Genomic DNA, 13267 nt, shown 5'->3' on the forward strand with positions numbered 1-13267 from the left:
GTTCATCTTTCCGGGGAGGTATGGGGACGCGCCTGAAGAGGAGGAGGACGGGAGAGTTGTCCGGCGCGCCCCCAAGCTGGTTAAGCGAAATCGACCCAGGCGGCGCCGGCATCGGCCGAACGGACGCAGTTTTCCAGCCAGCGAACGCCTTCGGTGCCGGCGGTGATGCCGGGATAATGGTGGGTCTTCAGAAAGGCCCTGTCACCGCGATTTGCCGCGTCGATGGCCTGGGCGATCCAGAGATAGATATTCGACCAGCTGTCACCGAGACCTTCGGTATGCAATGCGCCCATGCGGTCGATGGCGAGGCTTTCCTGTTCCAGATAGGGCATGCCGTGGTGCAGGATGCGGCCGGGTTCGCCCTGAACCTCGTAGATCAGCTGGTCGGGATGGGAATCTGACCATTCGAGGGACGCCTTGGAGCCGACGAAGCGGTAACGCTGCGATCCCATATTGCCGGCATTGACGGAGGAAACCCAGAGACGGCCGCGTGCGCCATTGTCGTAATGCATCAGAACGGTGGCGTGGTCCTCCAGCGGCGCGCGCGTGGGGATGAAGGCCTTGCGGTCGCAGAGCAGGCGTTCCACCTTCATATGCGGCAGTACGACTTCCGAGAGATAATAAAGATGCGTGCCGATATCGCCCAGCACGAAGGTCGGGCCGGCGGTGCGGGGATTGGTGCGCCATTTGACGGCTTCGCCCGCGCCCACATCGTCGCCGGCATTAAAGCCGTGGGTATATTGCAGGTCGATGATGCGGATGTCGCCCAGCATTCCCTTCTTGACCATGGCCGCCATCTGGTGGACGAGCGGGTGCCCGGTAAAACCATAGGTAACGCCGACGATCAGGCCCTTCTGTTCGGCCAGCCGCGCCACCTCGTCGCATTCGGCCACGGTGAAGAATAGCGGTTTTTCGCAGATGACGTGTAGCCCGGCCTCAAGGCAGGCCTTGGTAATCTCGTAATGGGTGAAATTGGGGGTGGCGATGGAGACGACGTCCACACCGTCTTCGCGCGCCGTCTCGCCGGCAATCAGCGCCCTGTAATCCGCATAGCAGCGTTCCGCTGCAACGCCGAGATTGACGCCGAAGTCACGGCCTCTTTCGGCATCGAGGTCGAATGCGCCGGCGACGAGCTGGTAGTTGCCGTCGCGAAGCGCACCGGTGCGGTGCTTGTAACCCACCTGTCCCGTGCGTCCGCCGCCCACCATGGCCCAGCGCAGCGGGCGTGAAATCAGTCTTTCTCCGTTGATCATGTCGGTCGTCTTTCCATTTGATGTTACCAATGGCCGTGGCCGGAGGCTGGGTCCGCCTCAGCTTCAGCGCCGGTTTGCCGCGTTATTTCTTGAAATAGAGGTCGATATAGTCCTGCATCTTGCTGCGCATGAACCGGCTCGATTCATCGGCCCTGTCTTCCCAGGCGAAGACGCAGGAGGTCATGATGCCGTCGAAGCCGATTTCGGAAAGTGTGCTGAAGAAGTCGTCCCATGGAACTTCGCCCTGGCCGATATTGAGATGCTGGTGCACCCGCGCCTGCGTGCCCGGCGGGTTGAGGATATAACGAAGCCCGGAGCTGGCCTTGTGGTTGAAGGTATCGCCGACATGCACATGGGCGAGCACATCCTTCGCTTCGCGCAGCATCGCCTTGGTGTCATCACCGAAATAGAAGGTGTGCGGCGCGCAATAGAGGAATTTGACGTTCTTCGAATTGACGGTGCGGATGATGTCCAGCGCCGGCTGCAGCGTTTCGCACCAGTCTTCCGGATGCGGCTCGACATGCAGGTTGATGTTTTCGCGCTCGAAGATCGGCACCAGTTCTTCCATCGAGCGCCACCAGGCATCCTCGCAGGCCTCGATCATCGAGCCGGTATGGCAGCAATAACAGGAGCCCTTGTCGGGATGCGGTCCGCGGCCGAATTCGGAGTTCATCGTATCGACCTCCAGTTCGATGGCGATCTCGATGGCGCGTTTCCAGTGTTTCACCGCCGCTTGCCGTTCGGTCTCGTCATTGGAGGCCCAGCGATACATCGGCAGCAGTGAGGCGATGCCGACATCGGCTTCTTTCAGCGCTTTCTTGAAGGACCTGATACGCTCGGGAAAGACGCGCGGCGCCTTGAACCATTCGAGGAAATCCGCGCGCGGGCTGAGTTCGATCCAGTCGTAGCCGAGCTCCTTCACCTTGGCGGGCAGCTCATCGAGGCTGGTGAAACGGTGCATGTGGGGGTCGATGGCGATTTTCATCGGTCTTGATCCTTCTCTATGTCTTAACTGGATGGCTGCTGCGGCGGATGGCCGTCATGGCTGGCCATGTAATTTTCCACCTCGGCACCGAGATCGGCGAGCGCCTCACCGCCGGCCATCAGGTCGGTGATCTCATCGCGGGATTTTTCACCCTTGCGAAAATTGGCGGCGACCGCGCCGCGAATGAGCACGGCGAAATGGTCGCCGACGGCGATGGCGTGGGTGACTTGATGGGTGATGAAGATCACCGCGATGCCGCGCTTGCGCGCTTCCAGCACGATGCGCAGGACATGGGACGCCTGTTTCACGCCTAGCGCCGCCGTCGGCTCGTCGAGGATCAGAACGCGTGCGCCAAAATGCACCGCGCGGGCGATGGCGAGCGATTGCCGCTCGCCGCCGGAGAGCCCGCCGATAAGGCGGTCGCCGTCATCGATGCGGGTGATGCCGAATTCCTGCACCGCCTTGACGGCGATTGCGTTGGCCTTCTTGCGGTCGTAAATCCTGAAGGGCCAAAAGCCTTTTGTGGGTTCTGCGCCAATGAAGAAGGAGCGGCCAATGCTCATCAACGGAAAGGTTCCGCCGAACTGGTGCACGGTGGAAATGCCCATGCGCTGCGCATCGCGCGGCCCGTCGAAATCGACCGGCTTGCCATCCATCAGCAACTCACCGGAACTGGGCTGATAAACCCCGGCCAGTGTCTTGATCAGTGTGGATTTTCCAGCACCGTTGTCGCCCAGCAGGCAGAGCACCTCGCCGGCGCGCACCTTCAGCGAGATATCGTGCAGAACATCGATGGGACCGAAGGACTTGTTGACGTTTCTGAGTTCGAGAATGGGTGTGGTCATCGTCCAGCCTCACTTCTTCTTCGGCGAATAGGTGAGCGCCATGACGCGGAAGGTGTTGTTCATCAGCACCGCGAGCAGCAGCATGACGCCGATGATGAGGCTCGACCAGTTGCGGTCAAACGAAGTGAAATAGATGCCCTGGTTGACGATGGCGAAGGTGATGGTGCCGAGAAAAATGCCGATCACCGAACCGAAACCGCCGGTCAGCAGCACCCCGCCCACGACGACCGCGATGATGGAGTTGAAGATGAAGGTCATGCCGGCCGAAACCTGGGCGACATTGAAGAGGATTGCCTGACAGACCCCGACGAAGGAGGCGCTGACGGAGGAAAGGACGAAAAGCGTCACCGTCAGCTTGTCGGTGGGAATGCCGGCATTGCGGGCACTCACCCGGTCGCCGCCCATGGCGAAGATCCAGTTTCCGAAGGGCGAATAATGGACATAGAAGATATAGATCGCCGTCAGCAGCAGCCACCAGACGATGCTGACCTGAAAACTGCCGCCGATGAACTGTCCGAACAGGAATTTGGCGACGGGGCCGGATTGCGCCGGGCTCAGCGCCACGCTGGTCGTGCCGGTCAGAAGCACGGAAAAGCCGAGGATCAGCCCCTGCACCGCAAACAGCGTGCCGAGCGTGACGATCAGTGAGGGCACCACGGTCCGTATCACCAGAAAGCCGTTGATCAGCCCGACAAGCAACCCAAGGCCAAGCGCGCCGATGATGCCGAGCCAGATCGGCATGCCGTAATAACCGGTGATGATGGCGACTGTCAGCGCGCCGGCTGGGATCATCGCGCCGATGGAAATATCGAGCTCGCCGGAAATCATCAGCAGCCCGACGGGAATGGCGACGATGCCGAGATTGGCCGCGACATTCAGCCAGCTTGCGGCGCCGGCGGGTTTCAGGAAATCGATGCTGCCGAAGATGACGAAGAAGGCAAGAACGAAAACAAGGCCGAGAAAGGCGCCTGATTCCGGGCGGCGCAGAAGGTCGCCCAAAGAGAGATTTTTCACGTCGTTCACTCCAATATTGGCCCTAGGTGCCGAGGGGGATATCCTTCCCGTCAAAGCCCGATCCCCGGTTTCGCCGGAGATCGGGAGCGGGTATGGATAACCGCTCAGCGCGCTCCCTTGGCGACGCCGGCAAGCGTGGTCTGGATGTTGGATTTGTCGACGATGTTCGGTCCCGTCAGCAGCGGGGCGGTCGGCAGATCGGTTCCGAAATCGATGGCCGAGGCCAGAAGCGTTACCGCCAGCAATGATTGCAGGTAGGGCTGCTGGTCGATTGCGAAACCCTGCGTCCCGTCCTTGATCCGGTCGAGGCCGGACTGGTTGAGATCGAAAGTGCCAAGCAGGGCGGTTTCGGTCTTGCCGGCCTGCATGATGCCGATGGCGGCGGAATCCGCATCGCCCGCCGAAATGGTCAGGACGCCGTCGATCTTGCTGTCCTGTAGCAATGTCGCCTTGATCGCCTCGGCGACGGCGGTGGCGTCGCCGAAACTGGTGGCGGGAAGCGGCAGTTGCTTGCCGGCGCCGCCGGCCTTGGTGATGCCTTCGATCACGCCCTTGCAGCGCGCCTCCTGATTGGCGGCGCCCGGAACGGTGTTGACGCAGATGACGTTCTTTTTGCCCTGTTTCGCGAAATATTCACCGCCGGCGACGCCGGCAATATATTCGTCGGAGCCGACATAATTGATCGCGCCGAGTTCCTTCGCCTTTTCGTGCCCACCGGCATTCATGAGAATGACCTTGATACCGGCATTGATGGCTTCCCGGATCGCCGGGTCCTCGCCTTCGGGCACCCAGTTCGGGATCACGAGACCATCGACCTTCTGGCTGATGGCGGTCTGGATCAGCTGCACCACATCGGGCGCGAAATTGTCATAGGTCTGCAAACGCAGGTAATTGACCTTGCCGCCATTCGCCTCGACCACGAGGCGTGCGTCGTCGACACCCTTTTTGATGAGGTTCCAGAACGCATCGTCATTCTTGCCGCCGACAACGGCGATATTGGCCGCGAACGCGCCGGATGCCATCACGAGCGAGACAGCGCCCGTTGCGAGAAATTTCCTGAAAAATGCCATTGCTTCCTCCCTGCCCATTCTCCCGACGGGCCCTAATGACAGGGTGATTTATATCTTTCATTTTCATGGGAATGGAATTTATATTTCATTTAATGTTGCATTTAATATCATTTAATGTCATTCATGAATGATACGATTGTGAGGCGTCATGAACCGACCGACCATTACCGATCTTGCGAAAGCCGCCGGTGTCAGTATCTCCACGGTCAACCGACTGCTGCACGGTTCGACCGCCGTGCGCCAGGATACGATCGACCAGATTCTCAAGGCGGCGGAGGAGATCGGTTTTTACGGTCTTGGCACCATCAAGGACCGTCGCCGCGAGGCCATGCCTCATCACCGGCTCGGCTTTCTGTTACAGCAATCCCACCGGCCGCTCTACCGGCTTTGGGCGGAAGGGATCGTCGCCGCCGCACGCCAGCGGCCGGACAGCATCATCGAGCCGGATGTCGTTTTCGAGGACGATCTTTCGCCGGAGGCCGTGTCCGCCAATCTCTTGAAGATGGGGCAATCCTGCGGCGCAATCGCGGTGGTGACGGCCGATCATCCGCTCGTCAGCCAGGCGATCGACGAGCTGCGGGGCAGGGGCGTTCCGGTGGTGACTTACGTATCCGATCTGTCGGCGGCAAGCCGCGCGGGCTTTGTCGGCACCGACAGCTGGAAACGCGGCCGCACGGCGGCATGGTTCCTCAGCCAGACGGTAAAGGGCGAGGGCGTGGTCGTGCCGCTGATCGGCAGCAATCGGTATCAGTGCCAGGATGTTTCGGACGCCAGCTTCCGCTCCTATATGCGCGAAAACACACCTGAACTTCAGGTCGCGGAAACCCTGCTGACCCACGAGGAACCGGAAAATGCCTATGTCATCGTGCGGGATATGATTGCTGCCGAACCGGGGCTCCGGGGGATTTATGTCAATGGCGGCGGCATATCGGGTGTTCTGCGCGCACTCAGGGAACTACCTGCCGAGCGGCAGCGCGACATAAAAATCATCTGTAACGATATCGGGCCGGAAACACGAAAAGGCCTCAACGAAGGGCTGATCACCGCCTCGCTGCCGCTTCCCCTCGACAGAATGCCGCAGCAATTGATCGACGTGATGTTGCGGCGAATCGAGAACGGAGATTCGTCTTCCGTTGAACAGCGGATCGTGCCCTTCGAAATCCTGACGCCCGAAAGCATCTGGACCTGACCGACACGATCACTGGAATTCGAGACTCATCCGGGCAAGGTCGTCCCACAGGCTTTCGGCAAAACCGCGCAGCACGATGACTTCGAAGACCTGTGCGTCGACGCGGGTGAGGTGGGCGGCGATGTGGCCGATCAGCGTCGTGGCGGAATGTCCCACCGGGAAGGCCGCGAGAGACAGGTCGACCGCCGTGCCTTTGGCCAGAACCCGCTCGGCCATCTTGCCTTCGATGCGGATGCGAACGCGTCCCTGGCTCTGGTCGACACCCGTCGCCTGAGGTTCGAGCGCCGCAAGAAGCGCCTTCATATCAGCGTGTGACAGAGGATGTTCACTGACGATGAACCATTGGCCCGGTGAGACCGCGCGTATATCGCCTTTGGCACAGTCGCGAAGGCGGGCTTCCAGATCCGTTGCGTCCGGTGCGGCCAGAACGTGGATGATCGCGCCTTCCGGCAGGGGGGAGAGTTTGATGGCGGTGAAGGCAATCGCTCGCTTCGCGCCCAGCACCGGGCGGAGCGTCGGACGGAAGCCGGATTTGAAGTCAGGCTTGAAATCAGACATGGAGTTTCTCGTTTTGAGGATCGACAAAAACCGGGTTGCAAAGGCGGGCTTGGGTAAATTCGTTGCGCAGGCCGTTCCAGACCGTGATTTCCTCGCCATGCCGCGCAGGGCCATTCTTGACCAGGGCGAGACCGATGGTCGAACCCAGATGCGGTGAGAACGCACTGGAGGTCACATAACCCTGATCGTTCTCCAGCGTTGCCGCAGCATCCTTCGCAAGAATATGCGAGCCGGTGCGGAAGGACTGTTTTGGATCGAGCGGCACGACGCCGACGAGGCTCGGACGGTCGGCGGCGAAAAGCCCCTCGCGCTCCAGCATCCGTCGGCCAATGAAATCGGCCTTTGTGGTGGAGACCATTTTGCCGAAGCCGAGATCGGCGGGCACCACCGTGCCGTTGATTTCATTGTGGGTGACATGTCCCTTTTCGATGCGCAGCACGCCAAGCGCCTCGACGCCATAGGGCATGATATTCTCCGGCTTGCCGGCTTCCATCAGCGCGTCGGCGACGCTTTCGCCGTAACCGGCCGGGACGGCAAGCTCGTAGGCCAGTTCGCCGGAGAAGGAAATCCAGAACAGGCGTCCATGCAGTTGCCCGCCAAACAGGGAAACTTCCCGGGCCGCAAGAAAGGGAAAGGCTTCATCGGAAATATCTTCATCGACGATTCTTTGCAGAATCGCGCGTGCCTTCGGTCCGGCAATCGCCATCTGCGCCCATTGATCGGTGACGGAGGCAAGCCGTACGTCGAGATCAGGCCAGAGCGCCTGCGCACAGAATTCCAGATGGTTCATGACGCCCGCCGCATAGGCGGTGGTGGTCGTCATGAAGAAGCGGTTTTCCTCCAGCCGGCTGGTGGTGCCGTCGTCATAGATCATGCCGTCCTCACGCAGCATCAGGCCATATCGCGCCTTGCCGACCGGCAGTTTGAGGAGAGCGTTGCAATAAACCCGGTTCAGGAATTCGGCGGCGTCCCTGCCACAGATTTCGATCTTGCCGAGCATCGATACATCGCAGAGCCCGGCATTCCTGCGCACATTCAGAACCTCACGGTCGACGCTTTCCCGCCAGCCGTTTTCACCTTTGCGAGGAAACCAGGAGGAGCGATACCAGAGCCCGGTTTCGACGAACACGGCCCCGTTTTTCTCGGCCCAACCATGCAGCGGCGATTTGCGTACCGGCTGGAAATGCTGGCCGTGATAGGCGCCGGTCAGTGCGCCGAAGGAGACGGGCGTATAAAACGGCCGGAACGTCGTGGTGCCGATATCCGCCGGGGAGACGCCGCGCGCTTCGGCCAGCAGCCCGATGGCATTGACATTTGAAAGCTTGCCCTGATCCGTCGCCATGCCGTTCGTGGTGTAGCGTTTGGCGAGCTCGACATGGCCATAACCTTCACGGATGGCGAGGCCGAGATCCTTGCGGTGAACGTCGTTCTGGTAATCGACAAAGGCTTTCGCCTTAATGCCGGGGATGGACCAGAGCGGTTTTGCGAGTGGGGCCACGATATCGTTTTCCACCGTGCCGAATGTCGGTGCGGTTGATGCAAAGCCGAGCTCTTGCGCCAGCGTTGCGCCCTTCCGCGCGCCATCCTGAAGGCAGGCGGCGATACCGTTGATCGCAGAAACCGCGCCGGCGAGTTCCAGCCCCTTGAGATTGCCAGGCGCCAGAAAAGCGGCATCGTCTTCCGACCAGACCGGCTTGCCGCCGCGATGGCAGGCGAGATGGATGATGGGGCTGAAGCCGCCCGACATGGCCAGCGCATCGACATTCAGCTTCTCCGCCCGGCCATTCGCATAAATCTCAATGGCGGAAAGCGCCTTGCCGCCCCTGGCATTGGAGACGACGCCACCCTTGATGACGCGCGCCTTGCCTTCGTAGCCCGGATTGCCCTGCTCACGGCTGTCGATGATGGCGGCCAGAGCGACGCCCTGCGCCTCCAGATCGCGGGCAAGCGCATAACCGCTGTCGTTGGTGGTGAAAATTGCCGTCGCCGTGCCGGGGCTGACGGCATAGCGATTGAGATAGCTGCGCATGGCGCCGGCCATCATCACGCCGGGAACATCGTTGCCGCCGAAGACCAGCGGCCGTTCTTCCGCGCCGGTTGTCAGTAGCGCGCGCTTGGCGGCGATGCGCCACAGGCGCTCCACGGGCACGTGGGCTTTCGGATCTGGCAGATGTTTCTGCACCCGCTCCACCGCACCGAAAACATTGCCGTCATACCAGCCGAAAGCCGTGGTCCGCGTCAGCACCGTCACATTCGGCAGGGTTTCGAGCTCGGCAACGCATTGCGCTGCGAAATCCGGTGCGCTCTTGCCGCCGATGGCTGCCGTTTCGGAAAGAAGCCCACCGCCTGCCACGGAATGTTCATCGACAATGATGACGCGCGCGCCGGCGCGTCCTGCGGCAAGCGCTGCCGCCAGACCTGCCGCGCCGGAGCCGATCACCAGCAGGTCGCAATGCGCCCAGCATTTGTCATAGGCATCCGGGTCCGCCTCGTAGCTCGCCTTGCCGAGACCGGCGGCTTTGCGGATGAAGGGCTCATAAACCTTTTCCCAGAAGGCGGCAGGCCACATGAAGGTCTTGTAGTAGAACCCCGCGCCGAGGAAGGGAGACAGAAGGCCGGTCAAGGCGCCGATATCGAAATCGAGAGAGGGCCAGCGGTTCTGGCTGCTGGCTTCCAGCCCGGCATAAAGCTCCTGCATGGTGGCGCGGGTGTTCGGCTCCGTGCGCCCGCCACGGCCGATGGTCATCAGCGCGTTCGGCTCGGCTGCACCCGCCGTCAATATGCCGCGCGGGCGGTGGTATTTGAAGCTGCGACCGACGAGTTTCTGGTCGTTGGCGAGCAGGGCTGAGGCGAGGCTGTCGCCCTCAAAACCCGACATCGGCTTGCCGTCGAAGGTGAAGGAAAGCGGTTTGGAACGGTCGATCAGACCGCCGGTCTTCAGGCGGTTGGCGCTCATGCGTTTGTCACTTTCGTCTTGTCGGCGGCGTCGCGGCAGGCGGATATCTCATGGGTGGCGGTATCGCGGGTGACGACCAGCCAGCGGCGGCAGCCGGAGGTATGGTGCCAATATTCCTCATAGGCGCCGCGCGGATTGTCGCGCAGATAGACATAATCGAACCATTCCTCCGCGCCGGCATCGGCGGCAGGCCTTTGAAGGGCTGCGCCCTTGATGGTGAATTCTTCCCTAGGTCTTGGCCCGCAATGCGGGCAGGGCACGAGACTTGCCATTTCAGATGTCCTTGATCCGCCAGATAGCGGGATGGCGAAAAGTGTGAGCGGTTTTCGCCTGAAATCCCGCTATAAATTTAGTGAAGGTTGGGCTGGGCTCCCTGGCCCTTTTCATCGATGAGATAACCGCGCCGGAAGCGGTCCAGCCGGAAGGCCGTTGCCGTTTCCTGCGGTGCGCCGCGCGCCAGAAGATGGGCGAAGCAGAAACCGGAAGCGGGCGTCGCCTTGAAGCCGCCATAACACCAGCCGGCATTCAGGTAGAGATTGTCGATAGGGGTCCGGTCGATGATCGGCGAACCATCCATCGACATATCCATGATGCCGCCCCAGGAGCGTAGCACCCGGACGCGGGAGAGCGCCGGTATCATCGCCTTGCCTGCCTCCGCGACATGTTCGACCGTCGCCAGATTGCCGCGCTGGGCATAAGAATTGTAGCCGTCTATATCGCCGCCGAAGACGAGGCCGCCCTTGTCCGATTGCGAAACGTAAAAATGGCCGGCCCCGAAGGTGACGACGCCGTCGATGAAGGGTTTAAGCCCTTCAGACACGAAAGCCTGCAGCACATGGCTTTCGACTGGCAGTTTCAGCCCGGCCATGGCAGCCACCTGCGAGGAATTGCCGGCTGCTGCGAGCGCCAGCTTACCGCAGCCGATGAAGCCCCTGCTGGTCTCCACACCCACGACCCTGCCGTTTTCGCGGCGAATGCCGGTTACCTCGCAGCCCTGGATGATATCGACGCCGCGGCTGTCTGCACCGCGCGCATAACCCCAGGCCACGGCATCGTGACGCACGGTGCCGCCGCGTCTTTGCAGCAGGCCGCCCTGCACCGGAAAGCGGGCGTTTTCGAAATCGAGAAACGGCAGCATGGTTTTGACTGCGGCGCGGTCCAGCAATTCGGCATCGACGCCGTGCAGCCGCATGGCGTTTCCGCGCCTTGTATAGGCGTCGCGCTGTGCATCCGAATGATAGAGGTTCAGCACGCCGCGCTGGGAAACCATGGCGTTGAAATTGAAATCCTGCTCCAGCCCTTCCCACAGCTTCATCGAAAGCTCGTAGAAGGGATTGTTACCCGGCAGCAGATAATTGGAGCGAATGATCGTGGTGTTGCGACCGACATTGCCTGAGCCGATGTAGTTTTTTTCCAGCACCGCGACATTGGTGACGCCGAATTCTTTCGCAAGATAATAGGCCGTCGCCAGCCCGTGTCCGCCGCCGCCAACGATGATGACGTCATAATGCGGTTTCGGAGACACGTCCCGCCAGGCGGGTTTCCACGCCTTGTTGCCGAAAAGGCCGTTTTTGAAAATGGAGAAGGCGGAATAGCGCATCTGCGTACCTCGAACGATATCGCGCAAGCTTACCGGGGTCGTTCGAAAGGGAATTGCAAATAAGGGACATAATGATTTAAAAAAGAGACATGACGATCATTGAGCAGAAGAATGTCCAGCGCATTGGTTTCATTCTGGTTCCGAATTTCGCGCTGATGTCCTACGCCTCGGCCGCGGAGCCATTGCGGGCCGCCAATCTGATCGCCGGAACCGATCTTTACGATGTGGTTCCCCTGTCTTTCGATGGCGAGGCCGTCAGGAGTTCTTCCGGTATCATTGTCGGCTGCGAGACACTCGCCACCGCAGGCGAGAGATGCCACACGATCTTCGTCTGCGCGGGGGGCGGGCCGCAGGATTGGATCGTTGCGGAAAATTCCTACGGGACGTTAAGGCGGCTGGCGCGGCAGGGTGTCCGGATCGGGGGCATTTCCAGCGGCGCTTATGTGCTGGCGGCGGCAGGATTGCTGGAAAACCGCGATTTCACCATTCACTGGGAGCATGCGCCGGTGCTGAAAGAGGCCTTCGGCCACCTCACGCCCCGGCAGGCGCGGTTCGTTTTCGACGGGGACCGCATCACCTGCGCCGGCGGCGTCGCGCCCCTCGACATGATGCACGCGATGATTTCGCAAAGAATGGGCGCTCATTTCGCACGGCGTGTCAGCGACTGGTATCTGCATACGGCCGTGGCCGAACCCGGCGCGCCGCAAAGGGGTTCCGCCGCGGAGCGCCATGGCACCAACCATCCGGCCTTGCTGACCGTGCTGGAAAAAATGGAAACGACTATTGAAAGCCCGCTCGACCGGCAGACCATGGCGAAACTGGCGGGAACCAGCGCGCGTCACCTCGACCGGCTTTTCGCAACCCATCTGAAAACAACGTTTCTGGAAACATACCGCGCGATCCGCCTCGATCACGCCCGGCGGCTGCTGGAGCAAAGCCCGCTCTCCATTGCCGAAGTGGCCTTCGCCACCGGCTTCTCAAGCGCCGGGCATTTTTCCGGAAGCTTCAAGGCCCGGTTCGGCCATACTCCAAATACACTGCGACAAAGATTTCCTCTGAATTAAAATAGTTTTCCTGTAAGGAAGGGAAAACACGATAATGCCGGAGGACACCATGGCGAAGGACACCACCAAGACCGAAACTGCGCAGTTCCTGTCGCAGGATCCCCATGCCGTCCGCGAGCCAAGGGTCAATAATCTGGAAATGGCGATTGGCCACGAGGTGCGCGCCTATCGCAAGAAACTCGGCATCACGGTCACCGATCTTGCATCGGCCACCGGCGTTTCCGTGGGCATGCTTTCCAAGATCGAAAACGGCAATATCTCGCCGTCGCTCACCACGCTGCAGACGCTTTCAAAGGCTCTGGGTGTGCCGATCACGGCCTTCTTTCGCGGTTTCGAGGAGCCGCGCAGCGCCACCTTCGTCAAGGCGGGGCAGGGCGTGAATATCGAGCGCAGGGGCACTCGCGCCGGTCATCAATACAGCCTGCTCGGCCATATCGACAACAATACCAGCGGCGTCACCGTCGAGCCCTATCTCATCACGCTGACCAAGGATTCAGACGTGTTCCCGACCTTCCAGCATGAGGGAATGGAGTTTCTCTACATGCTGGAAGGCGAGGTGGTTTACCGCCACGGCGAGCAGCTTTTCACCATGCAGGCCGGCGATAGCCTGTTTTTCGACGCCGATGCGCCGCACGGGCCGGAGGAATTGGTGAAGCTTCCCGCGCGTTATCTGTCGATCATTTCCTACCCGCAAAGGCGACTAGGCAACGATTGATAATTTGCCTTAGAAGAA

The 13267-nt window shown here is 60.6% G+C and carries 12 protein-coding genes; 3 read left to right on the plus strand and 9 right to left on the minus strand.

Features of this window, described 5'->3' with window-relative positions:
* Positions 1–80 precede the first annotated feature (80 nt).
* The 5 genes from EM858_RS00805 to EM858_RS00825 form a co-directional block, all read right to left on the minus strand.
* Complete coding sequence (locus EM858_RS00805; RefSeq protein ID WP_127755502.1) at positions 81–1253, minus strand: Gfo/Idh/MocA family oxidoreductase; 1173 nt, start codon at positions 1251–1253, stop codon at positions 81–83.
* Positions 1254–1335: 82 nt separating this feature from the next.
* Positions 1336–2238 (minus strand): sugar phosphate isomerase/epimerase, encoded by a 903-nt coding sequence (locus EM858_RS00810; RefSeq protein ID WP_127755503.1) that lies wholly within the window; start codon positions 2236–2238, stop codon positions 1336–1338.
* 23 nt (positions 2239–2261) lie between these two features.
* Positions 2262–3083 (minus strand): ATP-binding cassette domain-containing protein, encoded by an 822-nt coding sequence (locus EM858_RS00815; protein ID WP_127755504.1) that lies wholly within the window; start codon positions 3081–3083, stop codon positions 2262–2264.
* A gap of 9 nt (positions 3084–3092) precedes the next feature.
* The gene (locus tag EM858_RS00820; protein ID WP_164865263.1) at positions 3093–4097 is read right to left on the minus strand and encodes an ABC transporter permease; all 1005 of its coding nucleotides are present in this window, start codon (positions 4095–4097) and stop codon (positions 3093–3095) included.
* A 104-nt stretch (positions 4098–4201) separates the two neighbouring features.
* Positions 4202–5167: a substrate-binding domain-containing protein gene (locus EM858_RS00825; protein ID WP_127755505.1), complete on the minus strand. Its 966-nt coding sequence runs from the start codon at positions 5165–5167 to the stop codon at positions 4202–4204.
* Between the two features lie 148 nt (positions 5168–5315).
* On the opposite strand from EM858_RS00825, the gene EM858_RS00830 reads away from it, so the two are divergent.
* Positions 5316–6356: a LacI family DNA-binding transcriptional regulator gene (locus tag EM858_RS00830; protein WP_020813500.1), complete on the plus strand. Its 1041-nt coding sequence runs from the start codon at positions 5316–5318 to the stop codon at positions 6354–6356.
* Positions 6357–6365: 9 nt separating this feature from the next.
* On the opposite strand, the gene EM858_RS00835 is transcribed toward EM858_RS00830, so the two are convergent.
* The 4 genes from EM858_RS00835 to EM858_RS00850 form a co-directional block, all read right to left on the minus strand.
* Entirely contained in the window at positions 6366–6914 is a 549-nt protein-coding gene (locus EM858_RS00835) for a sarcosine oxidase subunit gamma (RefSeq protein ID WP_127755506.1), read from the minus strand.
* Complete coding sequence (locus EM858_RS00840) at positions 6907–9870, minus strand: sarcosine oxidase subunit alpha (protein WP_127755507.1); 2964 nt, start codon at positions 9868–9870, stop codon at positions 6907–6909. The genes EM858_RS00835 and EM858_RS00840 overlap by 8 nt, the downstream gene beginning before the upstream one ends.
* Positions 9867–10142, minus strand: coding sequence for a sarcosine oxidase subunit delta (locus tag EM858_RS00845; RefSeq protein ID WP_020813497.1), 276 nt, complete (start codon positions 10140–10142; stop codon positions 9867–9869). The genes EM858_RS00840 and EM858_RS00845 overlap by 4 nt, the downstream gene beginning before the upstream one ends.
* 77 nt (positions 10143–10219) lie before the next feature.
* Positions 10220–11470 (minus strand): sarcosine oxidase subunit beta family protein, encoded by a 1251-nt coding sequence (locus tag EM858_RS00850; RefSeq protein ID WP_127755508.1) that lies wholly within the window; start codon positions 11468–11470, stop codon positions 10220–10222.
* 89 nt (positions 11471–11559) lie between these two features.
* On the opposite strand from EM858_RS00850, the gene EM858_RS00855 reads away from it, so the two are divergent.
* Positions 11560–12534 carry a GlxA family transcriptional regulator gene (locus tag EM858_RS00855; RefSeq protein WP_127755509.1) on the plus strand — a complete coding sequence of 325 codons (975 nt, stop codon included), beginning with the start codon at positions 11560–11562 and terminating at the stop codon, positions 12532–12534.
* Positions 12535–12568: 34 nt separating this feature from the next.
* Entirely contained in the window at positions 12569–13249 is a 681-nt protein-coding gene (locus EM858_RS00860) for an XRE family transcriptional regulator (RefSeq protein WP_162936883.1), read from the plus strand.
* The last annotated feature ends 18 nt before the right edge of the window (positions 13250–13267 follow it).

The sequence above is a fragment of the Agrobacterium sp. CNPSo 2736 genome (genome assembly GCF_004005385.1).
Lineage (GTDB): Bacteria > Pseudomonadota > Alphaproteobacteria > Rhizobiales > Rhizobiaceae > Agrobacterium > Agrobacterium leguminum.

Excerpts from the sequence above, each read along its gene's own strand:
- EM858_RS00805 (WP_127755502.1), bottom strand. The coding sequence starts at position 1,253 with ATGATCAACGGAGAAAGACTGATTTCACGCCCGCTGCGCTGGGCCATG.
- EM858_RS00810 (WP_127755503.1), bottom strand. The coding sequence starts at position 2,238 with ATGAAAATCGCCATCGACCCCCACATGCACCGTTTCACCAGCCTCGAT.
- EM858_RS00815 (WP_127755504.1), bottom strand. The coding sequence starts at position 3,083 with ATGACCACACCCATTCTCGAACTCAGAAACGTCAACAAGTCCTTCGGT.
- EM858_RS00825 (WP_127755505.1), bottom strand. The coding sequence starts at position 5,167 with ATGGCATTTTTCAGGAAATTTCTCGCAACGGGCGCTGTCTCGCTCGTG.
- EM858_RS00830 (WP_020813500.1), top strand. The coding sequence starts at position 5,316 with ATGAACCGACCGACCATTACCGATCTTGCGAAAGCCGCCGGTGTCAGT.
- EM858_RS00835 (WP_127755506.1), bottom strand. The coding sequence starts at position 6,914 with ATGTCTGATTTCAAGCCTGACTTCAAATCCGGCTTCCGTCCGACGCTC.
- EM858_RS00840 (WP_127755507.1), bottom strand. The coding sequence starts at position 9,870 with ATGAGCGCCAACCGCCTGAAGACCGGCGGTCTGATCGACCGTTCCAAA.
- EM858_RS00845 (WP_020813497.1), bottom strand. The coding sequence starts at position 10,142 with ATGGCAAGTCTCGTGCCCTGCCCGCATTGCGGGCCAAGACCTAGGGAA.
- EM858_RS00850 (WP_127755508.1), bottom strand. The coding sequence starts at position 11,470 with ATGCGCTATTCCGCCTTCTCCATTTTCAAAAACGGCCTTTTCGGCAAC.
- EM858_RS00855 (WP_127755509.1), top strand. The coding sequence starts at position 11,560 with ATGACGATCATTGAGCAGAAGAATGTCCAGCGCATTGGTTTCATTCTG.
- EM858_RS00860 (WP_162936883.1), top strand. The coding sequence starts at position 12,569 with ATGCCGGAGGACACCATGGCGAAGGACACCACCAAGACCGAAACTGCG.